The 23,329-nt window shown below is 68.9% G+C and carries 21 protein-coding genes; all 21 read right to left on the reverse strand.

Translation table 11 applies throughout. The annotated features are described in order from the left end of the window. Positions 1 to 3 precede the first annotated feature (3 nt). The 21 genes from ACFVYS_RS30910 to ACFVYS_RS31010 all read right to left on the reverse strand — a co-directional run bounded on the left by ACFVYS_RS30910 (position 4) and on the right by ACFVYS_RS31010 (position 23,295). Positions 4 to 906 carry a phage distal tail protein gene (locus ACFVYS_RS30910; RefSeq protein WP_389507360.1) on the reverse strand — a complete coding sequence of 301 codons (903 nt, stop codon included), beginning with the start codon at positions 904 to 906 and terminating at the stop codon, positions 4 to 6. Continuing rightward, positions 893 to 5,332, reverse strand: coding sequence for a hypothetical protein (locus ACFVYS_RS30915; RefSeq protein WP_389507361.1), 4,440 nt, complete (start codon positions 5,330 to 5,332; stop codon positions 893 to 895). The genes ACFVYS_RS30910 and ACFVYS_RS30915 overlap by 14 nt, the downstream gene beginning before the upstream one ends. Before the next feature lie 18 nt (positions 5,333 to 5,350). Next, positions 5,351 to 5,689 carry a hypothetical protein gene (locus ACFVYS_RS30920; protein ID WP_389507363.1) on the reverse strand — a complete coding sequence of 113 codons (339 nt, stop codon included), beginning with the start codon at positions 5,687 to 5,689 and terminating at the stop codon, positions 5,351 to 5,353. 26 nt (positions 5,690 to 5,715) lie between these two features. Then, positions 5,716 to 6,243, reverse strand: coding sequence for a hypothetical protein (locus ACFVYS_RS30925; RefSeq protein ID WP_389507365.1), 528 nt, complete (start codon positions 6,241 to 6,243; stop codon positions 5,716 to 5,718). A gap of 93 nt (positions 6,244 to 6,336) precedes the next feature. Continuing rightward, complete coding sequence (locus ACFVYS_RS30930) at positions 6,337 to 7,125, reverse strand: hypothetical protein (RefSeq protein ID WP_389507367.1); 789 nt, start codon at positions 7,123 to 7,125, stop codon at positions 6,337 to 6,339. 124 nt (positions 7,126 to 7,249) lie between these two features. Then, entirely contained in the window at positions 7,250 to 7,720 is a 471-nt protein-coding gene (locus ACFVYS_RS30935) for a hypothetical protein (protein WP_389507369.1), read from the reverse strand. Then, positions 7,720 to 8,115, reverse strand: a complete 396-nt coding sequence (locus ACFVYS_RS30940; RefSeq protein WP_389507370.1) for an HK97 gp10 family phage protein — start codon at positions 8,113 to 8,115, stop codon at positions 7,720 to 7,722. Before ACFVYS_RS30940 ends, ACFVYS_RS30935 begins: the two co-directional genes overlap by 1 nt. Positions 8,116 to 8,120: 5 nt before the next feature. Beyond that, positions 8,121 to 8,564 carry a DUF6093 family protein gene (locus tag ACFVYS_RS30945; RefSeq protein ID WP_389507372.1) on the reverse strand — a complete coding sequence of 148 codons (444 nt, stop codon included), beginning with the start codon at positions 8,562 to 8,564 and terminating at the stop codon, positions 8,121 to 8,123. Between the two features lies 1 nt (position 8,565). After that, entirely contained in the window at positions 8,566 to 8,952 is a 387-nt protein-coding gene (locus ACFVYS_RS30950; RefSeq protein ID WP_389507373.1) for a hypothetical protein, read from the reverse strand. Then, positions 8,949 to 9,788 carry a hypothetical protein gene (locus ACFVYS_RS30955; protein ID WP_389507375.1) on the reverse strand — a complete coding sequence of 280 codons (840 nt, stop codon included), beginning with the start codon at positions 9,786 to 9,788 and terminating at the stop codon, positions 8,949 to 8,951. The genes ACFVYS_RS30950 and ACFVYS_RS30955 overlap by 4 nt, the downstream gene beginning before the upstream one ends. Further along, positions 9,785 to 10,123, reverse strand: a complete 339-nt coding sequence (locus tag ACFVYS_RS30960) for a hypothetical protein (RefSeq protein WP_389507377.1) — start codon at positions 10,121 to 10,123, stop codon at positions 9,785 to 9,787. Before ACFVYS_RS30960 ends, ACFVYS_RS30955 begins: the two co-directional genes overlap by 4 nt. Positions 10,124 to 10,210: 87 nt before the next feature. Next, positions 10,211 to 10,564 (reverse strand): hypothetical protein, encoded by a 354-nt coding sequence (locus tag ACFVYS_RS30965; RefSeq protein WP_389507379.1) that lies wholly within the window; start codon positions 10,562 to 10,564, stop codon positions 10,211 to 10,213. A gap of 3 nt (positions 10,565 to 10,567) precedes the next feature. Then, positions 10,568 to 11,629: a major capsid protein gene (locus ACFVYS_RS30970; RefSeq protein ID WP_389507381.1), complete on the reverse strand. Its 1,062-nt coding sequence runs from the start codon at positions 11,627 to 11,629 to the stop codon at positions 10,568 to 10,570. Between the two features lie 15 nt (positions 11,630 to 11,644). Beyond that, the gene (locus ACFVYS_RS30975) at positions 11,645 to 12,379 is read right to left on the reverse strand and encodes a hypothetical protein (RefSeq protein WP_389507383.1); all 735 of its coding nucleotides are present in this window, start codon (positions 12,377 to 12,379) and stop codon (positions 11,645 to 11,647) included. A gap of 106 nt (positions 12,380 to 12,485) precedes the next feature. Beyond that, positions 12,486 to 13,319 (reverse strand): hypothetical protein, encoded by an 834-nt coding sequence (locus tag ACFVYS_RS30980; protein WP_389507385.1) that lies wholly within the window; start codon positions 13,317 to 13,319, stop codon positions 12,486 to 12,488. Between the two features lie 65 nt (positions 13,320 to 13,384). Continuing rightward, entirely contained in the window at positions 13,385 to 15,277 is a 1,893-nt protein-coding gene (locus tag ACFVYS_RS30985) for a hypothetical protein (RefSeq protein WP_389507386.1), read from the reverse strand. A gap of 702 nt (positions 15,278 to 15,979) precedes the next feature. Further along, positions 15,980 to 17,587 carry a terminase large subunit domain-containing protein gene (locus tag ACFVYS_RS30990; protein WP_389507388.1) on the reverse strand — a complete coding sequence of 536 codons (1,608 nt, stop codon included), beginning with the start codon at positions 17,585 to 17,587 and terminating at the stop codon, positions 15,980 to 15,982. Beyond that, positions 17,565 to 18,107: a hypothetical protein gene (locus tag ACFVYS_RS30995; protein ID WP_389507390.1), complete on the reverse strand. Its 543-nt coding sequence runs from the start codon at positions 18,105 to 18,107 to the stop codon at positions 17,565 to 17,567. The genes ACFVYS_RS30990 and ACFVYS_RS30995 overlap by 23 nt, the downstream gene beginning before the upstream one ends. Positions 18,108 to 18,758: 651 nt before the next feature. Continuing rightward, on the reverse strand, positions 18,759 to 21,101 hold the full coding sequence (locus tag ACFVYS_RS31000; protein WP_389507392.1) for a type IV secretory system conjugative DNA transfer family protein: 2,343 nt from the start codon (positions 21,099 to 21,101) through the stop codon (positions 18,759 to 18,761). A gap of 69 nt (positions 21,102 to 21,170) precedes the next feature. Next, entirely contained in the window at positions 21,171 to 21,554 is a 384-nt protein-coding gene (locus tag ACFVYS_RS31005) for a hypothetical protein (protein WP_389507394.1), read from the reverse strand. A gap of 22 nt (positions 21,555 to 21,576) precedes the next feature. After that, the gene (locus ACFVYS_RS31010; protein WP_389507396.1) at positions 21,577 to 23,295 is read right to left on the reverse strand and encodes a hypothetical protein; all 1,719 of its coding nucleotides are present in this window, start codon (positions 23,293 to 23,295) and stop codon (positions 21,577 to 21,579) included. Positions 23,296 to 23,329 lie beyond the last annotated feature (34 nt).

Here is a 23,329-nt window from a genome sequence, read left to right on the forward strand (position 1 = left end):
TCCTCACAGGGCGATGTAGGCGTCGCGCCAGGTCAGGCGGAGGCGGGCGGTGTTGGTGGCATCGAAAGCGGTCCAGCGCATCTCGGACTGGCCGGGCGGCAGGGAGAAAAGGTCGAGGCGGGAGCCCGGACTGAGGTAGGTGGATGCGTTGCCGCCGTTGTCCCAGGTGACGGTCCGGTAGCCGGGCCGGGTGTCGATCTCCACCCACTGGTCGGCGTCCAGTTCCAGCGTGGGCAGGGCAAGGGTGCGGCCCGACGCGACGTTGGTGATGGTCACGTTGGCGCAGGGGCCGGTGATGCGGATGACTGGCCAGGCCTCGGCGTCCCCCAAGTTGGTGACCCAGCCGGGCCGGTCGGCGGCGACGGTTCCGTCCTGCACGAAGATGGGGGCGACGATCGGTGCGGCGAAGCCGCCGCCGGTGAGCCATCCGAGGGGGAGTTCGGTGGTGGTCTCGGTGTCGGCGTAGAACGTGGGGTCGTGGGCCAGAAGCTCGATGTCGAGGGGGACGTAGCCGTGGATGGCCCGGCTGAACTCGGGGTCGAGCTTCCGCATCCGGCCGGTCAGCCGCTTCACGGGCCGGCCGGGCCGCTTCAGCCGGAACGTCATGCCCTGGCCGCCGACCAGACGTACCGCGGCCGTATCGGCGGCGGCCTGGAGGGCGGCGATCACGTCGTGGCAGGCGTCCGGCTGTCCGGGCGTGTTGATGGCGGCATCGATCTGGACCTGGCGGCCGGCCCAGTAGTCCGGGCCGGCGAACATCCCGTCCATGGACGGCTGGTCGGCGTCGTTGTCCCGGACCGGTGGACGGCCCAGGCCGGTGGTCTCGATGACGTTGACATTGGTGCCCGTCCCGATGACGACGCCACCCAGGTCGTACTGCCAGTCTGCGAGCTCAGGATCCGGCACGGGCTGCCACCCCTCCCCTGCGGGCACGGCGGACGGACCGTCCGACCTGCGATCCGATGTCTGATGCGGTGGCGCCGGAGCGGACCGCGGTGACGCTGACGTGGGTGTCGCCGGACCCCTGGACGATGACGACCGGGCGGGATGCGGCGGCGTCCGTGATGCCGACTCCGAACCGGTGGGCGACGTCGGCCAGGACGGGCATCGCAGCGCGGCGCTTGTTCGGCCCGAGGGGGATCAGTGCCTCGCCGTGGGTCTCGGGTTCGGCGAAGCGGATGATGCCGCCCTGGGTGGCGTACATGCCGGCGCGGATGCCGCCGTTGGCGTAGGACAGGCCCTGCCCGGCCCGGCCCAGGTCGGTGAGGAACTTGGTGGCCCTCGAGCCGAGGGACTTGGTGATCTGTGTTTTGGCCTTGGTGGCGACCGAGATGATCTCGTCTTCGCCCAGACCCGTCTTCCCGGCCACATCGTGGATGCCGGTCGTGCTGGTGCTGATCGCCGCGATGATCTGCACGAGTTCGGACACCTGCTCGGAGGTAAGGGCCGTGTTGGCGGCCTTGGCCTGCGCGTTTGCGGACGTCGCCTTGCCCTTGTCCTTCACGGCGGCCGCGGCGAGCTGCTGGGCGGCTTCGTCGTTCTGGGAGGCGAGCTGTCCGGCAAGGTCGCCGAAGCCCTGCGCGGCGAGGGTGGCGAGGTTGTCGGAGAACGTCTTGTTGAGGGTGTTCGCCTTGGTCAACTGGCGCGTGTAGTCCGTCAGGGAGGCTTTGGCCGTGGACTGAAGGTTGCGCAGAGCGGACGCCATGTCGTTGATGTACTTGGTGGAGCCGTTGGCCATCTTGTCGGCGAGCTTGCGGCCTTCCTCCCCCATGGAGGCGAGAGCCTCGGCAACGTCACCACCGACCCGGTCGGCGACCTTCTCGAGGTCCTTGTTCCAGGCGTTGGTGGCCATCGACGCAGACTTGATCTTCTTTTCGACGGCGCCGATATCGAAGTAGGCGACCTCTTTGCCCTTGACCTTGCGCGTCTTGTTTCCGGCCTGGCCGGCGTCGGACGGGGAGTACAGGGAGCCGGTCTGGGGGTCGTAGCGCCAGTCGGTGACGGAGCCGTTGGCGTTCCACTGGATGCTGGCCGGGTCGCCCCCCAGTCGCCGGACGACTTCCTCGGTGATGGCGCGGGAGCGGACCCGCTTCGACGGGGCGAAAGGAACGTAGGCCTCGCCCTGAGTCTCCGGCTCCGCCCATATCCGCAGGTCAGGCTGTGGGCGGGCGATCTGCGCGACGTGGTTTTCGCGCATCCCGCCCGAGGCGAAGCGCTGCACACGCGCGCCGGCGTAGATGTTTCCGTCGGCCGATCGGCCTGCGGTGGAGCCAAGGTAGGTGCCGGAGGCGACGTTCGGGTTGCCCTTGATGACGTAGCTGGTGGTGATGGTGATCGAGCGGTCCCGCAGGCCAGCGATGGTGGCGGCGAGGGCGCCCACGTTGGCGCGCTGCGTGCCGGTCGGGACGGTGATCTGGACGTTCTTGCCCTTGGTGTCCTTGATCTTGAATCCGAGGAGGGTGAGCTGCTCCCGCGCGGCTGCGGTCGGCGCCTTCATCGTGATGGTCTTGCCGTTGGTGCCCTTGACCTTCGCCTGGACTGCCTCGAGATCGGTGATCGCGTCGGCGGTCTGCGTGTCCAGCTTGATCGTCTTGTCTTTGAGGCCGTCACGGACGGCTTGAAGAGACGTCAGGCCTTCCTGCGCGGTGGCCGTGTTCGCGGTGACCTTGAAGGAGCCGTCCTTCAGGGTGGTGACCGAGAAGCCGAGCTCGGTCAGCTGGAGGATCGCGTCGTCGGTGAGGGCCTTGACCGTGACGGACTTGGCGTCCGGGGTCTTCTGGATGGCCTCGATGACCGAGGTGAGGCCGGAGATGGCGTCCTCGGTGCGCATCTCCACCAGCGTGGTCTTGCTGTCGGGGATGGAGATGTAGGACTGGGCGAGGGCGTCGGCCTGTTCCTTTGTGAGGCCCATCTTCTGTGCCGCGTCCGAGAAGGTCTTCTGGCCGCGGGTCATGATGCCCTGCACGTAGCCCCACGACTTGCCCTGCTCCCGGGCCGCTGCTGCCGCGGCGTCGGTGTCGGCGGCCAGGTCGGACAGGGCCTTCTCCGACTCGCGGGCCTTCTCTGATCCCAGGTTGAGTTCGCCGTTGGTCATTTTGAGCGTGCCGGCGTGGTCTTTGGCAGCTGCGATGGCGTTGTCGACGGACTCTTCGAAGGCGCTCATGGCGCTGCCGGCGGCTCGGTTGACGTCGTTCAGGGCCTGGATGCTCTGGCGGAGGCCGTCGGCGGAGGCCTTCTGGGCGTCGAGCTTTGACTGGGTGTCCTGTGCCGCTGAGCCGAAGACGCCCATGGCTTCGGCTGCCATTTCCTGCTCGAAGGCGGCGTCGGCGAGCGCGGACTTGTAGTCGTCCAGTTGGGATTTGATCTCCTTGGCGGAGTGTCCCTGCTTCTTCAGCCTCTGGGTGATCTGCTCCAGGGAGGCCGCCGCCAGGTCCGCCTGACCGTTCTTCACCAGCCCGGCGAGGCTCTTGTCGAGGGCGTCGATGTCCTTCTTGGCGTCCGCAATAGGGGTGGAGTCGGTGCCGAAGAAGCTTACGATGGACTGCTGGACCTGGTCCAAGCCCTTCGGGTCCTTCACCTTCTGCAAGGCGTCGGCGAGCCCGGACAGGTCCTTGCCGAACACGCGGGCCGCTTCGCCGCTCGCCTGCCCTGTGGACGCGAGGGAGCGCATCGACGTGGTGAGTTTGTCGACGTCTGGCGGAGCCTTCTTGCTCATCTCCGACAGCTGCGACAGGACTACCAGCAGGATCCCGATGCCGGAGCCGATGAGCATGGTCCGGGCGGCGACGCCCAGGGACATGAACGCGGCGCGGAGCCCGGCGAGGCCGCCACCCGCTGCCGTGGACACGGCCGTCAGGGCGGTGATGCGGGTGGACACCGCGGCGACGCCACCTGCGAGGGCGGCCATGCCGGCGCCGGACAGCTGGAGGAGCTTCAGCGCGGTCGCGACCTGGATGATGATCCCGACCAACTCCGGGGGCAGCGCGGACACCAGCTTGGCGGCCGCGGTGACCAGGGTCAGCATGCTCGGGCCGGCCTCCGCAGCACCCCGCAGGAGAGTGACGAGCGCGGCAGAGATCGCACTGATCGCTTCGCGTGCGGCTGGCCCGTTCTCCTTGGCATAGGCCATGAACTCCTGGATGGCCCCGCCGCCGCCTACGTCGCCCTCGGACAGGACACGCATGAAGTGAATGACCTTGTCGGTCATCTCGTCCAGCTGCCGACCGCTGAACGTCTCGAAGCGCTTGGCCATGGCGTCGAAGCCGGGCGTGTTCACGGCGCCGCCCGCCACGGTCAGCAGCCTGTCGAGCTGGCTGGACGCGGACTGCACGTGCGGGGTGAGACGCGGAATGAGCGTGTCCAGGATGGTGATGCCCTTGGTGACCGGGACCATCGTGAATCCGGCCATCGAATCCGACCACTCGCTGAAGTCCTGCTTCAGACCTGCCAGAGCGATTGCTGCGGACTGCGTCGCGGGCGGCAGGGCGGTCAGCATCTTCTGGTAGGCGAGCTGCGCCTGCATCGCCTCTTTGGAGGAGCGGCCGTTGTCGCGAACGGCTTCCTCGTACTTTTTCTGTGCGTCGGCGACCTGCGACAGCGGTTCGATCTGCCCGGCGATGGCGATGCCGAACGCGGCGGCCGCGGTCCCGCCGGCTGCGAACATCCCGGGCAACGGCGCCAGGCTGGTGGACAGTCCGGCGACAAGGGGAATGGCGGCGGTGGCCAGTCCCAGGAGGCCGTTCAGTCCGAAGTCCGCCTTGTTGCTGCTGCCTCCCCCGACAGTGCTTCCCAGAGTGGTGAGCGCACTGGTGTCTGCTACGACGCGTACGCGCACGGTCTGGTTCATCGACGCCCACCGCACTGCGGCGGAGACGTCGCGGCGCAGCTGCATGGGGTCGGCGAGCCCGATGGGGATCTCGATGCGGTGGCCCCACGCCGCCCAGCGGACCGCGGCTTCCACTTCGCGGCGCAGCTGCATCGAGTTTCCGAGGCGCAGGTTGACAGACATGCCCTGACCGGCGCCCGCGGTGGTCAGCGCGGCGCGGACTTCGCCGCGCAGGTGGTCGGCGTCGAGGTCCAGGCGGACGCGCAAGCCCTGCCCGGCTCCGGCGCTGGTGAGTGCTGCTCGAACGTCGGAGCGGAGGTGGCCTGCGTCGACGTCGATGCGGACGCGGATCGGGTTACGTGTGTCGGCGCGCAGTCGGTCGATGTCGCGGCGCAGGGCGTTGACGCGGGTGGAGGCGCGGTCGGCGTCGCGGGACAGGTCGCGAAGGGTGCGGGCGAGTCCGGAGCCCTGGCCGGTCAGCCGTACGGACAGGTTCCACTCGGACACCGCGGGCTCCCTTCTGTTCTAGTGCTGGTGGCTGCGCTGAAGTTGCAGGGCGGCGTGGACGCTGGCGGGGATCAGGGCGACTTTCACGCCGTGTCCTTCGTCGCCTTCGGGGACGGTCTTGGTCTTGTCGGCGATGAGTTCGCAGCCGATGCACCGGTGGGTGATGGCCCGGTAGGCGTCCTCGTCGCCGCCCATGACCTCGTCCCATTCCTCGGGCCGGGTGCCGCAGCCGGGGCAGACCTGCTTGAGGTAGGCCTCGTAGGCGAGGGCTTTGCGCCGGTCGAGATCGGTCCAGGTGCCGTCGCCGTGGCCGCGAAAGTGGCTGTGCGGGATGCGGTACTGACGGCAGAGGTCCATCTCGGCACGAAACCGGGTGTCATCGATCAGCCTTTTCCCAGGTCGGTCCTGCGGGCGTGCTGGATGGACCAGGCGGCGTTCCACAGGTCGCGGGCGTCACCGGGAGCCCACTGGTCGAGGGCCTTGGCGGCGTAGTCGACGGGCATCTCGTTCATCGACGCGGCGGAGATGAGGGCGGGTGCGAACGTCTCGAAGGCGTAGTCCTCGCCCTTGGCTTCGTCCTGCTCGCCGGCGGGGTGCGCGTTCTGGAGCTTCTCCAGTTCGCCGCGCGGGAGGGCCTTGAACTTCAGAACGATGGTGACCTTGTCGTAGGCGCTCTTGGCGGCCGCGAGTTCCTCGGCAGCGGCCTGGGCTTCCTTCTGCACGTGGGCGAGGGCCTCAGGGTCGGCGTCCTTGCCCATCTGCTTGAGGTAGTTGTCGGCCTGCTCGTGGTCCTTCTTGGCCGTCAGGTAGCGGTCGCGGACCTCGGGGTCGGGGCACAGGCGCAGTTCCTGGACGGGCTTGGGGACGGCGTCCAGTCGCTTGGCGAGTTCGTCCCAGGTGTTGCTGCTCATTCGGGTCTCCGTGTGGGAAGGCCCGGCCGGGCGCGCGCGGCGCCCTTCCCAAGTACACCGGGGCCCGGCCGGGGGCTAGGGGATGGTTGAGCGTCAGCCGCCGGGTGTGGTGGTGGTGACGTTGACGGCCGGGGAGGTGCCGCCGGTCAGGGACGCGGCGGACGCGGTCATCTGCGGGACGTCCTCACCGTCGTAGTCGCCGCCGAACGTGACGGTGACCGGGGTTCCCGGGTGGGGGCCGCCGGCGCACACCACGTCACCGGACGCGATGTTGGACAGGGCCTCGAGGGCGGATTGGACCTGGCCGGAGGTGGCGTTGTAGACGATCCCGGAGGTGGTCTGCCCGCTGAAGGTGAGCGTGTACGTGCCGCCGGTGGGGCTGCCGGTGATGGTGACGGTCTGGACCTCGTCGGTGCCCGCGGCCGGAACGGTCTGGTTGAAGGCCGGCCGGTCGGTGATGACGAAAGCCACGTTGATCTGCGCGGCCTCGTTGTCCGTGCTGTACGCCTTCGAGTTGGAGGCGACCTTGACCGGGTAGACGTCGAGGCCCTTCCCGGCGGGGACGTCGCCCTTGGAGAAGATGCAGATGAAGCCCGTGGTCCCCTTGGCGAGGTCGGTCTCGATGTCGTCGACGGTGCTGTCCTCGTAGAAGCCGAGGGAGCTGTCGGCCGCACTGTCGTCGCCGTCGATCTTGGAGACGAAGGTGGAGCCCATGTCGGGGGTCTCGATGGGCTGGTTCTCCAGGCTCCATCCGTCGATGGAACGGACCCCGTCGGTCAGGTCTGTCCCTGCGCTGATCTCGGAGCGCGTCGGGATCAGCGCATCCGATGCGATCGTCGGCACGAACTTGATCTTCGTAACGCCCTTGCGGTTGAACCTCATGAATGGCCCCTCGCGGATAGGGGCCGATGGGGACCCCTGCTACACGTGTGTCGGTGTGGCGGCCACCTGGATGGTGGCGTCCGCGTGGGGTCCCGCCGCGGTGCGGTGAATCCCTGACCGGGGGTCAGGCGCCGGTCTCTTCGAGGAAGAACCGGAAACGGATCACACTGGTGATGATGGCATCCTCAGCGTTTTGTGTTCCCCCTGCCTCGCGGGCCTCGCGCTGGTAGCAGCCGACGCCGGGGATGGTGAGGGGGTGGGCGTAGCCGGGGCTGCCGTCGGCTGGCCGGGCAATGACTTTGCGGCCGCGGTCGGCGAGCCACTGCGCCTGCTCGTCTCCTCCGAGGCTGGTGGGGATGCCGGGGGTGGTGCCGGAGACGAAGGTGGCCTGGTACTCGGAGACCGCGGTGGTGTGCCGGTCGGCCAGGGTCGCGTCGTTGATGGTGTGGTCCAGGGGGTACAGCAGCGTGTACGGCGGAGATATGGGTTTGCTGGTGTCCGGGTCGATGGGCACGGTACGCACCCCGACGGGGAACGTGGTGAGGGACTCCAGCAGTGCCTTGACGGCTGCGGTGACCGGCTTCCGGGCGATCATCAGGCACCCCCGAAGATTCGGTCGCAGGCGGCTTTGAACGGGACCGGCCAGTCGTCTTCGAGTTCGTTCACGGCTGGTCCGACGTGCGGGAACGGCGGCTGGAAGTAGTGTCGTCCGATGCTGTCGGTCATGTCGTAGAAGCCGAACTCCAGGCGGCGGCCCTGCGGCTTGCGGGTGCCGACTTCTACTCCTCCGCCGTCAGGGACCCCGAAGGGTTCCGGCTTCCACGAGGGCCGGTACTGGTCGGTGATGACGTTCGGGCCGGGCCGGCCGGAGGCGCGTTCCATGATGAGGGCGCGCAGGAGGCGGCCCTGCTGCTGGATGGTGCGGTCGATTTCCGGGCCGACGCGGTCGGCTGCCCGGTCCAGCCGGCTGGCGAGGTCTGCGAGGTCCACGGTGGTCACCCGGTCTCTCGGGTCTGCTGCACCTGGTCCATGCCAGTGATGCGCAGTGCTCCGACGGTTCCGGCGGCGGACGGGTCCTGCACGGTCCACTGCCGGTTGAGGAGTTGCAGGTCTCCGCCAGGGTGGACCTGGACCACGGTGACGATCATTCCGCGTTCCGCGACGGGCGCGGCGAGCGGGGTGAAGGCCCGGTATCGGGACCGGGTCTCGTCGACCCACGGCATGCTCGCCACCGGCAGACCGGTCACGCCGCCGGTGGTGGCGGCGGGAAACACAGCGCCGGTCCCTTCCCAGAAGGGGTCCAGGTCCGGGTACTCGTAGAGGCCGGTGGTGTCGTTGAAGACGGGCTGGCCGCTGCCGGGCTGGGAGAAGCGCAGGGTGTCCAGGAGGATGAAGCCTTCGAGGAAGGCGGCGACTCCGGAGAGGTCGAGTCCGGCCATGTCAGCCCCCCGTGCCCTTGGCGTATTCGGTCAGGGTCTGGAGCATGGCGCGGGCGGTGGCGCCGGGCCCGCCGCCGTAGTCGGACCGGTTCAGCGCCTCCTGGTCGAGGAGGACGGGGTCGACTTCGGCGAGGAACGCGGCGACGATCTCGCCCGGGCTGCGCTGGACGCCGACAGCGACGCGGGCGAGGCCTTCAAAGGCGACGCCGTCGGGCTGCCGGGTGTGCAGGACGAGGACCGGGAGCTGGCCAGCGATGTCGTGCTGGAGGGTGTATCCGGTGACCGTGCCTGCGGGAAGCGGGGTGCCGTCGACGGTGATGGTGGCGTGCCCGGGCTGCGCGGCGATACGAACGCTGTGCGCCTCCGGCTCGGTGGGCTGGTCGGTCACAGCAGGGCTCCAGAGAGGATGTCGTCGCGGCCGCGCAGGTCCAGGCGGGGAAGGAGTTCGCGTACGCAGTGGGGGTGGCTGGTGGGGTGGGCGAGGGCGTCCTGGACGGTGCGCAGGGTGCGGTTGGCGCGGTCGGGGTCGTCGTGGGAGGTCCATCCGCAGTCCGCGCCGTCGCGGATCTCTACGTACGACACTTCGAGCTCGTCCAGGCTGGTGCGGGCGGCTGCGGTGTTGGCGGTGGTGACGGCCTGCCAGGTGATCGCGGCGCGCGCCCACGCGTCCACGGGGTGGCGGGCGTTGCGCTGGTAGATGACCGTCTCGAGGGGGTGGTCGCGGCGCAGGGCGTCGGTGTCGAGCCGGTTGGTGTCGGCGCGGGCGGCGTCCTGGGCTGCGCGCAGGAAGGCGCGGCCGCGGCGAACGGCTTCCTGGATACGGCTGGTGATGTCGGCGAAGTACTGCGCGGACAGCGTGGTCACGGCGGCCTGGTGGCGAGACGTCCAGGTGAACGTGGCCTGGCGGCGGTCCGCGTTATCCAGGAGCGTCCAGGCGCCCTCGCGGTAGATGACCGGCAGGTCGGTGGCCGCCCACGTCTCGGCGAAGACCATCGCCGCCCGGCTGAAGGCGGCCAGGGAAGTGTTGAAGACGGCGATGGCGGCGCGCAGGCGGGCTCCGGTGGCGGCGCTGCGGCCGGGCCGGATAGAAGCGAGCGCGTTGAGGAGGCTGGTCTGGGCGGTGGTGAGGATCCGCCAGGCCGCGGTGAGCCGGTCGACGCCGGAGGTGATGTAGGCGAGGAGGCGGGCGCGAAGGGTGCGTCCACGCCGTACGGGGGTGGTCATCGGCGTCGCCGTTCGACCAGCTGGAATGTGCCAAGGAGGACGGTGCCGTCGTCGTCGGTGCCGGTGGCGGGTTCGTCGGGGGCGGGGGGTTCGCCGGTCTCGAGGAGGGCGATCTTCCGCTCGTAGGACTTGATGTTCTCTACAAAGGAGACACTGACGGCGCCGGACAGGTTGACCGTGGACGCCTGGGCGCGCAGGTCAGCGAGACGCTGATTGAGGACCTCGATGGCTACGGCGCGGGCGGTACCGAGGCGGGCGTAGCGGGTTTCGAGGTCGGTGAGGTCGGTGGTGGTGCCGAGCTGGGAGACCAGCCAGGCCTGGATGGCTGTGTCCACGGGGCCCTCCTGGGGGCGGTGAAGGGTGGTGCGGGTGCGGGCCCGCCCGGTTGGCGCCCCCACCACTGGGGGCGGGCCCGCACGCCGCTAGTCGCCGCTGGTGCCCTCCGCAGCGGCGTCCCGGCCCCGGGCCGGCTTGTTGGCCGCGGTCTTGCGTGCGGCGGTCTTCTTGGCCGGAGGGTCGGCCTGGTCAGCGTCGGCGGAGGCTTCGGAGTTGTCGCCAGAGGCGTCGTCCTGGCCGTCGCCGGTAGGGTCCCCGTCCCCCTCCTGCTTGCTGTCCGTCTTCGCCTTCGGGAGGCGGGGAAGCTTGCCGTCGACCCACGCGGCGGGGTTCGTCACCAGGGCCGCCAGACGTGCCTCGGGCGACGTTCCCGCCGCCAGTTCGACCGTCTGGTGGCTGTGCGGGTCCTGCACGTACACCGTGCTGTTGAGCTGGGCCATGGGTCACCACACCGTCGCTGCGACGTGGATGTCCGGGACGTACATGACCGGCAGCGCGGCCGCAGAGCCCTTCGTCCACACCTGCGGCGGGTCGTCCTGGTAGCCGCGGGTGACGACGATGCCGGGGGCCTCTTCCCGGACGATGGCGGGGTTGCCGCCGGAGGAGAGGATCAGGCCGTCGGCGGTGAGACCGTACTGGGTCTCCGCCCACTGGGCGGGGTTCGGCGGCAGCAGGAAGAACATGTTCTCCGGCAGCGCGCGGACGTCGGTGCCGTTGTCCAGCTCGATCTTGACGTCGTACTTCTCGATCGGCGGGAGGTCGTAGCGGGCGCGGACGACGTTGACCTCGTTGGGTGCGAGGACCGCGGTGGGCGTCGTACCTGCCGACACCGAGCCGTAGTAGGCGGCGCGGTAGGAGTCGTTGCCCATCATCAGAGCCGCGGTCTTGTACGAGGTGAGGGCGCGGGACGGGGCCGGGGCACCGGAGGCGCGCAGGACCTCGATCCATCGCATCTCGTCACCGAGGATGTCCGCGGCCGGGTTCGTCCACGCGGTGGGCGCGGTCGGCATGTTCGCCGCCGGGACGGCGTAGTCCGCCTCAAGGGTGAGGCCGTTCTCGCCGACGAGGGAGAACTTGCCGTCGACGAGAAGGTCGCCCACGGCGAGCTCGAGGCGCTTCTTGATGGACAGGACGTGGGCTGCGACGTCGTCGTAGACGGCGTTGACCAGGTCACGGGAGTCCATGCCGCGGTCGAGGCTCTCGAGGATGGTCTCGAACTCGCCCACGATGTACTTCTGGCCGAGCGGCAGGAGCTTGCCGGAGGTCGCGAACTGCGTGATCTCACGCGTGGCGACCTTCGTCTGGGCGTCCCACGCCCGGTAGGAGGCGGCGGCGACCCGTCGGCGGGTGCCGCGGGTCTCCCAGCGGACGGAGTTGATGGTCCGCTCCGGCATCACCGACAGGGTCAGTGCGTAGTCGGCCGGGGTCTGGATCGCGCGGGCGAAGGCCTGAATCTCGGTCGGGCTGATGTCGCGGAGCAGGAGCTCCAGCATGTCGTTCGGCATGTCGGTGTCTCCTGATCAGACCTTGTAGACGAACTGGGAGTTGGAGCCGGCCGGAAGGTCGGCGGGGTCGAACGCCACCGGGAGCTTGGCGACGTCGATCTGGCCGTGGACCATGAGCGGGGCGGCGGCCTTGGTGGCTCCCAGGTGGAAGGCGATCTCGGTGAAGAGGAAGCCGCGGAAGGTCTGGGTGCCGTCGGATGCGGTGGCGGTGCCGCCGGCGGTGGTGGTGGCCATGGTGACGCCGGGAGTAGTGCCGCCGGTGAGAGATGCGGTGGCGGTGGCCGAGGCGACGTTGTCGCCGAGGTACTGGCCGCCGAAGGTGAGCGTGTAGGGGCCGCCGGCGTTGCCGGTGACCTTGATGTCGCCCGGGTTGACGTTGGACAGGTTCTCCAGGGCGGTCTGCACGGTGGCTGCGGTGGCGTTGTAGGCGATCGCCGCGGTGGTCTGGCCGGAGAAGGTCAGGGTGAACGTGCCGCCCGTCGGGCCGCCGGTGATCGTGGCGGTCTGGACCTCGTTGGTGACGGCGGCATACGGCTCGTACAGGCCGGTCGTCGTGTTCTTGCCGAGGGGGATGCCCGACTTCAGCTTGCGGTCGGGCTGGTAGGCGGACGCCTCCGTCCAGTGGAGGGTCTCGTCGAAGGCGGTGAGGTCGAGAGTGACGGAGACGTTGGCTTCGATACCGAGCATGCTCATGAGCCACGGGCGGCCGACGGCGAGCGTCTCGGTGCTGGTGTACGGCTGGATGTCCACGCCGTAGCCCCTTTCGCGAAATACGCGGGTGTGTGGTGAGGGCACCTGGTGTGGTGCCGTCCACGGGGGTTAGGGCGTGGTCCCTCGGTGGTGCTGGTCTGTCGGGTCAGGCTGCGGGGTCGGCGCGGCGCAGGCCCATGTCTTCGGCCCTCTTGCGGGCGGCCTTGTGTACGGCGTCCTTTTCGGCGATGGGCTGGCGGGGCGCGTTGCCGCCGGCCGGGCCGCCGGACGGGGCAGGGGGAAGGGTCTGCGGTGTGGGCCCGGCGCCGAACATCTCGCCGCGGCGGCCCTTGAGCTCTTCGGCGGCGGTCAGGATGGCCGCGTCGTCGGCGTCGTCTGCTACACGCAGCAGGGCGGCGGCGTCCTCAAGGTCGGCGCCGGTGGCACCGAGGGTGACGAGGGCGGCCCGGATGCGGGTGGCGCGGTCGCGGTCGGCTGCTTCCTTCTCCCGCTGCACGGCCGCGGCTTCGCGGGCCTGGATGGCCTGCTCGCGGCGCTGGAGTTCCTCCGCGCGGCGCTGCTCGTCAGACAGCTTCTCCTGGCGGGCCTGTTCGGCCTGCTTGAAGATCTCACCGAACTGGGCGGGGTCGAAGGCATCGGGGTCCACGCCGACGGCTTCGGCGACGGCGCGGTACGCGGCGCGGCGGCCTTCTTCCTTCTCCTCGGCCATCATTTTGTTCAGGCGGCGCTGGGTGAAGGCGACCTTGTCGTCATCCGGGTCGGTGCCCGGCGCGGCGGGCGGGGTGGCCGGGTTGGGAGGCTGCTGCCCGGTGCGGGCGGCGAGGTCGGCCGGGGACGGCACCGGGGCGGGCGCCGTGCTCGGGTCGACGGTGGTGGCGCCGGAGTTGTAGAACACGCTGTGGGCGGCCACACCGCGGTAGGGGTGGGCCCAGGCCGTGGCGGCGACCGGTCCGAGGTTCTGCTGCGCGGGGCGACGCATGAGTGCAAGTCCTCCCATGGACTGTCCAGGCCCCGCGCCTAGATCCAAGTTGAGCACAGTTCCCGTCACGTGTTGCCCCTGCTTCCCTGCGCCCCCGCCGCGGGGGGAGTCGCGGGGTCTTCCACGGTGTCGCCGTCCGCGGTTTCCGGGAGGACGATGGCCGGGGCTTCGGGCGTATCGGGGGCTTCACGGCCGAGGAAGGCGGCGGTTTCGGCGGGGTTGTTGAGGGCGTCGGCAAGGAGGCGGGCGTCCTCGAAGGACCGGGCGTCGATGCGGCGGATCTCGTCCTCCGCGTCCTCGATAGGCCAGCCCAGCTCTTGCAGGCGACGGATCGCCGTCTCCAGGGACACCAGGCCCGCACTGCGGGCGTCAATGACTTCCTGAAGGCCGGCGGCCTTGTCGGTGGGGGTGTAGGAGCCACGCGTCAGCCGGGCCGGCAGAACTGGCAGCCCGATCCAGTCCGGGTGCTGGCCGGCCTGGAACAGGCGCTGCACGAACTTCGGCAGGAGCCGGTCGACGTGGTCACGGGCCAGGCGCATCGCGGAGATGAGGGAGTCCAGCGGGCCCAGGGCCAGCTCGAGCTGGTAGCCGGAGGTGAACTTGGAGGCGTCCGCGGTGCCCATGGACACGGCGGGGAGGCGGGCGATGGAGGAGGCGCGGTCCTGGAGGTCGTGGATGTGGTTGCGGAGTTCGGCGAGGTTGGTGCTGGTGTCGACGGACGCCATGGATCCGCCCTCGCCCAGGGTGAACACCATGCCCGGGGCCACGCTGTACTGCTGCTGGCCGTTGATGGCCTTCCCGGAGATGGCGAGGATCGGTGCTCCGGTGGTGGCGGAGGCGCGGGAGGAGTCGGTGTCGGAGCCGGACAGCTCGTCGAAGACTTGCATCACCTTGCCCAGGCTGGACAGCCCCCAGTGCTCCCCGGGTTCGGGGACGGTGTTCGGCGTGTGCAGCACCGGAATGAAATCGATCAGCATGTCCAGGTGGTCGAGGACTTCGCCCTGGCCGTTGGTGGCGAAGGTGGCCTTGTCCAGGGGCAGAGAGTCGACATCCACGCCGCCCTTGAGGTCGCCGAGTTCCCAGGTGGCGTCGGTCAGGTAGACGGTCTTGTACGACGGCTGCTCGGACCACGGGTACATGCGGGTGATCGCGCCGGACGGGGCGACGGTGTCGCCGCGGGACAGAAGGGGCTGGGCCGGCGTGTCGTCGGTGGGGTCGGACATGACGGGGGCGCGGACCGCGCGGCCGGTGCGGTCGACTCCGGAGGCGGTCTGGGGTCGGATCCAGTCGAGTTGGTAGGTGATGCGGCGGACCCGGGCCGGCAGGTCGCGCTGCTTGTCCTCGGGAAGTTCCCAGGCAAAGTGCACGCGGTCGGGGTAGTCGGAGCCGTCGTCGTCCTCGCCCACGATGGGGAAGTAGAAGCCGGGGTCGAAGGTCTTCATCCGGACGCGCTGCTTGTCGGCGTCCCAGTAGAGCAGGCAGACGCCGTCGCCGAGGGAGACGGCCTTGCGTTCCGTCTGGAGCAGGCGCATGGGCAGGAGTTCCTCGTCTGCCCACTCCCGTAGGAGGTTCTGCACGCGTTCCGCGACGGCGGCCTCGGGGGGTGCGTTGTCCTCGCCGGCCTGTTCGGCTCCGGGGACGGTGAGGGTCTGCTCGTCGCCGAGGACGTGGGAGGTGATCGTGTCGATGAACATCGACGGGTCGCCGAACTCCCGGCGCTCGAGGGCGTCTTCCCCGTCACGGATCGCGGCGAGCTCAGCAGCCTGGTTGTTGTCGTACGCGGAGAGCAGCTTGTACGCGGCCAGGCGGCGCTCGTCTGCGGCGGGTACCCAGGTGGCGGCGGCTTCGGGGAAGGCCCGCCGGTTGGGCATGCCGAGGCTGTCGCTGTAGATGGTCTTGTAGTTGAACGTCGACCAGCGGTCGATGATGACCGACTTGAGGCCGGAGATGAGGCCCACCAGCTGTCCTTCCGCTGATCCAGGCCCCGCGCCTGTAGATCAGGGTACGGGCGGCTGCGGAAATGGTTCCCTGTGCGCGTATACCGGACACGGTTTCACCCCTATGGGTTACTCCACGTGGACATTTTCGGTGATCTTCAGGCGCATACGCGGCTTTTGGGCCGTATCAGCGTTCCTGGAGTGCCGGAGAGGGTGCCGGAAGCACGTAGACTCAGCCCCAGGCGTTCGAAGTTCGTCGACCCCTCTGGCCCTCCGGTTTGCCGCGGCCCGGAGGAAGCGGCCCCTCCGGATCACAAATCCGCAGGCCGTATGCGAGGTCGATACGTGAACAACGAACAGCCGGACTGGAACTTCTGGTGCTTCATCACCAGCCTCCTGGACCTCTACCTCCAGTTGGCGGTACACCACTAGTCCCAGATCCGGCAGCCCGCTAGAAACCAGGACCGCCTCCCAGCCAGGGGGGCGGTTCTGCGTTGTGTGGCGCATCGCATCTCGAGATGCTTTGGCACGCAGCCAATGTACATCGGTTTTGTAAGGGTGACGAACTGGCTGGGCCCAAATCACGCCTGCAACTTTCACTGCCAAACGATGACTGCAAAGCTTTGACCTGCCATTTCGCAGACTGAGCAAAGTGCGGATACCAATTGGGACCCCGCAACTTGCCGCTCCCAACTCCTAGTTGACTTCACCACGTTGGCAACTTCACCTACGCCCACGCAGCCGCTGGTCGCTGTAGTGCTGGGTTCCCAAGCCTTCCTGCATGGGGTCGGCAAGCTCGGTGCAAGCGTGGACGTAGGCGTCCATACGGTCAGGGGAGTCCATACCGGGGATCCACGTGACGAGCTGGCCTTCCAGGCGGGGGAACTCGCCCACGTGGTGGATCAAAGCCTGGGAGGCGAGCTGCGCGATCGGTTCGGCCCGTAGCTTCTTTCCCTGCTTGGCGTGCACAGGGATGATCCGCGGCATAAGCAGGCCCTGCGTCTCGCCGCTGCGCTCAAGGTCGCGCCAGGCCTGGCGGATGATCTGCGCGGATTGGTCGCCGCCGAAGTTGTCCTCTACGACGAAGGCGTCTGCCTGGAGCTCGATGGCGAGGCGGCAGGCGACGTGGCCCCAGGTGTCGGCGCCCATGTTGTCGGAGCGGTCGGCGAGGACGTACACGTTGCCGTCGTCGGTGCGGCCGGCGCCGATGATGCCGGTTTCGTCGTGGGTGTCGCCTGCACCGCCGGCCTGGTCGACAGCGACGATGGTGCGGGTGAGGTCGATGCCGCGGAACGCCATCGGCGTGATCCGGTTGTCGGTGATCCACGGCCACTTCCACACGCCGCCCTCGAGCGGGCGCGGCTTCTGCTGGTACAGGGACCACCAGACACGTTCCCCGACCGCGCGACGGATCTTCTCGAGAGCCTTGATGCCGTAGCGGAGCGGCCACAGCGGTCGGCCGATCTCGCGTTCGAGGGGGTCGTCTTCGCTGTCGCAGATGGCGGGCAGGTCGAGGATTGTCCAGTCGGATGCGTCTTCACCTGCGAGGATCCGTCCGGCAAGGTCGTCCTCGTGCCATCTGGTCTGGATGACGATGATGGAGCCGCCGGGCTCGATGCGGGTGTTGAGGACGGATGTCCACCAGTCCCACAGGCGTTTCCGCATGGTGGGGGATTCGGCGTCCGCAGCGTCTTTGATGGGGTCGTCGACGACTGCGAGGTGTGCGCCCTTGCCGGTGAGTCCGCCGCCGACGCCAGCGGTGACGAGGCCGCCTTCGAGGCGTTCCCCGGTCTCGGGGTTGGCGAGGTCGAAGCGGTTGGCTGCTTTAGAGCCGGCGTGGAGGGACAGCCCGATCGCGGGGCCGTAGGTGTTGATGGCGTCGCGGATCCATCGGCCGTGGTCGTCTGCGAGGTCGGCGCTGTAGGAGGCGATCATCACGCGGTGGTCGGGGTGCCGGGACAGGTACCAGAGGGGCGCCCAGCGGGCGGCACGCCGGCTCTTTCCGTGCCTCGGGGGCATGGTGATGAGTACCTTGCGGGGGCGGCCGCGGGCGATGTCGCGGAACACCCTGTCGATCAGGTCCAGGTGCGCGGCTTGCTTCTCCCGGCCGTCGGTGAGGATCGCCGACATGGACCCCGGGGACCGTTCGAGGGCCATCTCGCGTTCGATGTGGGCGATGACGGCACGGACTTCGGCGGTGGCGTGGCTGGCTATTCGCCAGCGTTGGGCCCGGTTGAGGCGCCGGTATTCGTCCCGGAGTTGGAGGTAGGCCTCGGCTTCCTGGGCGACGTCGTCTTCGAGGAAGGGGTCAGGCGTGGTTGCCGTCGTCATCCGTGTCCTCGCCGTCGTCTGGGTCGTCGACGTCGTCGTCGGGTTCGCCAGCGGTACGGATCAGGTTGCGCAGTTCGGTCATGCCAACGGGGCCGATGGGTACGGCTCCCCCGCCCGGGCCGGACAGTTCGGCCTTGGCGGGCATGTCCAGGCCGTTGAGTTTGGCGCGGCGGTCCATGAGGCGAAGGACGGTGTCGACGGCCCGCATGTCCAGGGCGTGGTCGACGATGTCGCCTTCCTTGTCGAAGACGGGGCTGGGCGTGGTGGCGCGCGGCCATGCGGCCTCGAGGAGGGCGTCCAGGCGCTCGTTCTCCTGCTGCCGGTAGATGCCGACTTCGGCTGCTTCCTCGTCGCGGTGGGCTTTGAGGGCGCGTACGAGGTCTTTGCGTGCGCTGCCGCTGTCCGAGTAGCCCAGGTCCAGGATGCGTTGGTCGTCGTAGCGCACGCCTTCACGGCGCAGCTTGAGGAGTTTGGTGCGGCGGACGGTGGTCTCGTCTTGCTTCAGCTTGGAAGCGGTCATGGCGGTGGGGCTCCCGCTCGTGTGTGGTTGTCAGGCCCCGCGCCTTGTCACAGATGATCGCCGATTTGGGCCGAAGCGTTCCCCCTGCCTGGGGGGTGGGGGGATGCTGCGCGGCATGACGGAGTCGGAGAAGCGGGGCTGGCGGCCCTCACGCACATTCAAGATCGTGGCTGTTCTGGTGGTGCTGATCGCGTGGACTGCGATGGCTGGGCAGTGGGCGGATAAGGGGTGTGGTCTGCCGCGGGGGTACAGCTTGGTGGTCATGCATGGGACGCCGGATCGGTCCGAGGGGTGTGAGGACGAGCCGTCGGGTCCGACGTATACGGACGACTACTACGGCTGAGATGGGGGCGGCCCTCGCATGCCGCCTGGGGGGTGGCGGTGTGCGAGGGCCGGAGTGCTCGGAGTCCAGGGGGAGGGTCCCCGAGCTGTGTGGGGCTGATGCCCGGTGGGGGTGCATATATGCGGGGTGTGCACGGCCCGGGCGAAACCTCTGCGGCGGGCGCGGGGACGCTAACCAAGGACGGTTGTCCGGGCCGTGCAGTTCTGATGCTGCCGTAGATCCGGGGGTCTGTCTGGGCTGGTATCCCCTGTGCACGCAACGGCCCCCAGAATCCGGTGTGTCTGGGGGCGGGTCGCTTCGGTCGCTGGCTACGCGGCTGTGTCGCCGATGGGGCGGCCGAGGGCAACGCGGACGGCCTTGCCTTCCGCGATCCGGTGGATTTTTCCTGCGGTCTCAAGCTTGCCGAGGGCGTTGGCGAAGGTGCCTTCCTTCAGGCCGGTGGTGGTCAGGAGGGCGAGCCGGTCTGTGTAGGTGATCTCGAAGTCGTCGGGGTCGATGTCGGCGGCGCCGCTGAGGTAGTCGAGGTGGATGGGGTCGGCTTCGTCGCGGAGCGCGGTGAGGATCTTCTCTTCTGCGGTGGGTTCCTTCTTCTGAAAGGTCATGCCGGTGGCGAGGACTTGGCGGGAGCCGGCGTCCTCGTCATCGCTTCCGTCACCCTTCTCCTCGAACCCGGGCAGCGGCGTGCAGGCGAGCTCCTCCATCTTGGTCTCGTCGCCCCACCAGGGGACGTCCTCGGGGGCAGCGACGAGGTCGGGGCGGATGTGGGGGGTGGCGTCTTCAAGAGTGTCGATGCGCATCATGCCGGGGCGGCCGCCGGGGGCAGCGAGGTAGCCGAGGCCGAAGGTACGGCGGGGGTCGTTCTCGGGGATGTCGGGGTCGTAGATGAGGGATTCGTCCTCAGTGGGCCAGACCGCGGGGATCTTGGAGGGGTCGATGCCCTTGAAGTTGTCGGGGAGGTCGCCGAGGTTGACCTGGTCGGAGTCGGTGCGCAGGATCAACCAGGCGCCGCCGGCGAGGAGGTTGGCGCGGATGGCCTGTTCGCCGCCCATCTGGTCCAAGTTGATGGTCTGGGTGATGAGGGCCCAGGGCATGCCCATGGATCGGCCGAGGGCGGCGCCGGCTTTGACGATGTGGACGGCCTCGGCCCGGTTGGGGACCTTGGGGGCGAGCATCTGGGGGGCTTCGTCGAGGACGGTGGGGCACCAGGGCCGCATGGCGGAGGGCTGGAAGTTCTTCAGGTCGTACTTGGCGGCCTCTTCGATGCGGTGCTGGAGGACCCAGTAGGACAGGCGCATGGCGCCGAGCGCGCCGTGCTTTTGGAGGCCGGAGTAGGCGGCCATCTTGGGGATGGCGGGGTTGGATGCGCCCTTGGGGTCGGCGTAGAGAATGGCGGCACCGTTGGCGTGGTATCCGAGGCATACGACCTGGGTGGCTCCGCCCTTGCCGCTGCCGGTGGTGCCGGCGATGACGATGTGGAGTGCGCCGAGGGCGGGGTCGAACATTTGGAAGCGTGCCGGGTGGCCGGAGATGATTTTCCCGACGGGGAACCAGCCGCCGGCGGAGGCCTTCATGGAGTCGAGGCCTTGGAAGGCGTGACCGGTCTCGAGGGGGTTGGTATCCATGACGCGGATGATCCCCTTGCGGACATTTGTGGAGTTGGGTTCGTAGGAGATCAGCAGGGGGGATTTACGGAGGTCGCCCGCCAGGTCGATGAGGTCGGGGGCTTTGAGGGCGCCCTTCATGTCGTCGTCGGCGACGACCCAGGCGGCTTTGCCACCGGTGTTGGGGTCGTCGGTGACCTTCTCGAGGTGGGTTTTCGGCATGGCGCCGCCGGAGGTGGCCACGCGCTTCTTCCACGCGCCTTCGAGGGTGGTCGGGTCGAGGTCGGCGGGTGCGTTGTGGGAGACGGTGATGAGGGCTTCGCCTGCGTGGTCGCCGTGCTGGATGGTGATCCATCCGGCGTTCTTCTTGTAGACGGAGGAGACGGCGTCTTTGCTGACGTTCACTGAGGCGCCGGACGGGGCGATGATGCGGCCGGTCCACCGGTCTGTGTACACGGTGACGTCGGTGAGGATCTGGTGGCGGTGGGTGCCCTTGTCGGGGTGGGAGATGTGGGCGTCCCAGGAGGCCATGATCTGGTCGGCGAGGGTGATGGGGGCGGCGGGCCCGTGGTTGAGGGATGCGGCGGTCCCGGCGGGGGCGGCCTTGGTCTTTTTGCGTCCGAGGACGTTGCGGAGCTTGACCGGGATCAGGGCGACGCCTGCCCACCAGCCGAGGGACAGGATGCCGGGCAGGGGGTGGGTGGCGATTTGTGTGACTCCGGCCATGAGGAGGTCGGAGGCTTCGGGGCCGCCGAAGGTGCCGAGTCCGAGGGCCATGCCGGTGGTGATGGCGGTGATGCCGAGGGTGTCGCGGTGCTTGCGGGCGATGTCGATGCCGGGGAGGTCGTCGGCCCAGCTGCCGAGCTGGTCGGTGAAGTTGGCGTACACGAGGGCTGCCCCGGCCAGGTAGGCGCCGCCGGCGAGGGCGGCGGCGGAAGGCTCAAGCATCGGCGCGATGGCGCCGACGGCGATCGGAAGGAGGGTCTGGCCGAGGGCGGCGGCCCGCTCCGCAGGTTCGGTGCGGGGCGCGGAGTGGGTGTTCGTGGACACGGGTGGGGCTCCTTGTCTTCGAGTGGGGTGGGGCGGCCCGGGTGTCCGGGCCGCCGGAGGGGCGGGGGGTTATTCCTGCTCGAACCAGTCGCGGCTGACGTCCTCGATGCCGGTGATGCTGGAACGGTCGAAGGCCTCCTGGAAGCCGCCGTGGGTGCTGCGGGCCTGGTCCGCGGCCGCCTTCGCCGCCTTGGCGGTGTCGACGCCCTTCGCGGCGTAGGTGTTGGCGGTGTCGGAGACGCCGCGGATGGCCTTGGAGAGTTCCTGGCATTCGGCGACGGAGTCGCGGTCGACGGACTTGGCGCCCAGGATGTCGGCGTCCTTGGCGGTGTCGTCGGCGTGCTGGGTGATGGTGTCCGCGGCCTGCTTGACGTTCTCTGCGTTGCGGGCGAGGGTCTGCTGCTTTTGCTGCACGGCCCGCATCAGGGCCTTGTACGTCAGGTCTGTCGACATGTTCGGGGTCTCCTGGGTCTGGTCAGGCGGCGGTGGCGTAGACGCCCTTGTCGTTGTAGAAGCGGAGCTCTGCGGGCTTGGTCTCGTCGGAGTCGACGACGGCCTTGTACAGCGGCGTGTACCGGGTCTGGATGTTGGTGAGGACGGTCTTGCACAGTTCCGCGGCGCGCTGGGCCTTCTTGGTGAGTTCGCCGGCTTCGGCGGCCTGGTTCTTCGCGGCTTCGGCGAGCCGGTTCAGGGTGGTGAGGAGCTTCTCGCCGCCTTCGACGCTCTTGGCCTGTTCGGCGAGGGACTGGCACTCCCTGGCCTCGTTCTCCGCTTCGTGCTTCAGCTGGGTGCACGCTTCGGCGATCTTCTGGAGGTCGGCTTCCTTCGCTTCCAGCTTGTGTTCGTACTGCTTGAAGTTGCGCAGCTCGCGGCGGCTGTAGGTGGGGCGGGTGGCGTCGGTGCCCAGGGTGAGGGTGTTGGCGTCGATCTTCTTGACGGTGAGCGGCTTGATGTCCGTGGACACTCCGTCGTCCTCCTTGTCGGCGGCGATGGCGGCCTGGGTGCGGCCGCCCTTGGCGTGGTCGTCGTAGGCCTTGTCGAGGCGGGCGTGTTCCTTGGCGTTCTGGTCTTTCTTGTCGTGCCAGCCGTCGACTCCTCCGTCGACGTAGGCCATGACGTGGTCAACGACGTCGCGGACGGTGCTGCCGTCCTTGTGGCCGGCCTCGCGGGTCTTCTCGAGCGGGGTCCGGGTGTCGTGCTGCTCGCCGGGCTTCTTCTTGCCCTTGTGGAGGGCCGCGTCGTGGCCCTGGCCCTGGCCCTGGCCTTGGGTGCCGGCGGTTCGGCTGCTGCCGGATCCAGTGGTGCCGGACTGTCCGTCCTTGCCCGCGGTCCCGTTCTTCCCGGACGATCCCTGCTTCCCGGAACCGCCAGCGCCGTTGCGGGGTCCGTTGCCGTTGCCAGCACCGGGGGTCTTCCCGGGGGTCTTGCCGCCGGAGGTCTTGGTCTTGGTGTCGTGGCCGCTACGGGGCGTGCCTGCGCCGGTCCCGGAGTTCCCGCCTGCGGAGCCAGCTCCGCCCGCGCCGGGCGTGCCCTTCCCCTGGTGCTTGGCGGCCGGTTGCTGCTTCGCAGCGGGCGTCTTCTGGGTGCCGTGCTGCTTACCCGCGCCGCCTCCGGATCCGCCCGATCCTGCGCCACCGGAACGGTTTGGCGATGCGTTGACCGGTCCTTTTCCGCCGCTATTCGGGCCGGGCTTCCTGTCGATTCCCTTCGCGCCGCCACCGGCACCACCGGAATTACGGATGGGGAATCCGCCGGACTTGTTGACGGTCGTCGTCCGGGCTTCTTTCACCTGGTGTGACTGGGCCCTCGCCTTGCGCATGTCGAGGCGCTTGTTGGCGGTGCCGCCGCCCTTCGCCCAGCGCTGCGCTCCGGCCAGAAGCCAGGCTTTCCAAATGGATCCCTGGCCTTTCCGCTTTTCCCCGGACGGGTCATTTTGGGCTGCGTCCTGGGCGTCCCGGAAGGATGCGGAGGACATGCCGGGGGTGGAGCGGTCCACGACCTGGTCGCCTGTGTCGGTGCCGGTGGTGTCGGGGATGGGGGCGAGGTCGAAGGTGGTGGGGCGGGCGGGTTCCACGGGGGCCACCATCGACGCGAGGAACCCCTTGGCGGGGTTGTTGTGGTGGGTGGCAGCAGGCGTCCCGTTCGGCGGTTCGGGCGGCATGGGGACCGCTGCGGGGACCGTGTCGGTCGCCATCAATCCTCACTCTCTGTCACTTCATTCCTCATTC

The organism is Streptomyces sp. NPDC058295 (assembly GCF_042880655.1).
GTDB classification, from domain to species: Bacteria; Actinomycetota; Actinomycetes; order Streptomycetales; family Streptomycetaceae; genus Streptomyces; species Streptomyces coriariae.

Coding starts and splice junctions, on each gene's coding strand:
- ACFVYS_RS30920 (WP_389507363.1), bottom strand. CDS start 5,689: ATGGACCTCTGCCGTCAGTACCGCATCCCGCACAGCCACTTTCGCGGC.
- ACFVYS_RS30925 (WP_389507365.1), bottom strand. CDS start 6,243: ATGAGCAGCAACACCTGGGACGAACTCGCCAAGCGACTGGACGCCGTC.
- ACFVYS_RS30930 (WP_389507367.1), bottom strand. CDS start 7,125: ATGAGGTTCAACCGCAAGGGCGTTACGAAGATCAAGTTCGTGCCGACG.
- ACFVYS_RS30935 (WP_389507369.1), bottom strand. CDS start 7,720: ATGATCGCCCGGAAGCCGGTCACCGCAGCCGTCAAGGCACTGCTGGAG.
- ACFVYS_RS30945 (WP_389507372.1), bottom strand. CDS start 8,564: ATGGCCGGACTCGACCTCTCCGGAGTCGCCGCCTTCCTCGAAGGCTTC.
- ACFVYS_RS30955 (WP_389507375.1), bottom strand. CDS start 9,788: ATGACCACCCCCGTACGGCGTGGACGCACCCTTCGCGCCCGCCTCCTC.
- ACFVYS_RS30965 (WP_389507379.1), bottom strand. CDS start 10,564: ATGGCCCAGCTCAACAGCACGGTGTACGTGCAGGACCCGCACAGCCAC.
- ACFVYS_RS30970 (WP_389507381.1), bottom strand. CDS start 11,629: ATGCCGAACGACATGCTGGAGCTCCTGCTCCGCGACATCAGCCCGACC.
- ACFVYS_RS30980 (WP_389507385.1), bottom strand. CDS start 13,319: ATGCGTCGCCCCGCGCAGCAGAACCTCGGACCGGTCGCCGCCACGGCC.
- ACFVYS_RS30990 (WP_389507388.1), bottom strand. CDS start 17,587: ATGACGACGGCAACCACGCCTGACCCCTTCCTCGAAGACGACGTCGCC.
- ACFVYS_RS30995 (WP_389507390.1), bottom strand. CDS start 18,107: ATGACCGCTTCCAAGCTGAAGCAAGACGAGACCACCGTCCGCCGCACC.
- ACFVYS_RS31005 (WP_389507394.1), bottom strand. CDS start 21,554: ATGTCGACAGACCTGACGTACAAGGCCCTGATGCGGGCCGTGCAGCAA.
- ACFVYS_RS31010 (WP_389507396.1), bottom strand. CDS start 23,295: ATGGCGACCGACACGGTCCCCGCAGCGGTCCCCATGCCGCCCGAACCG.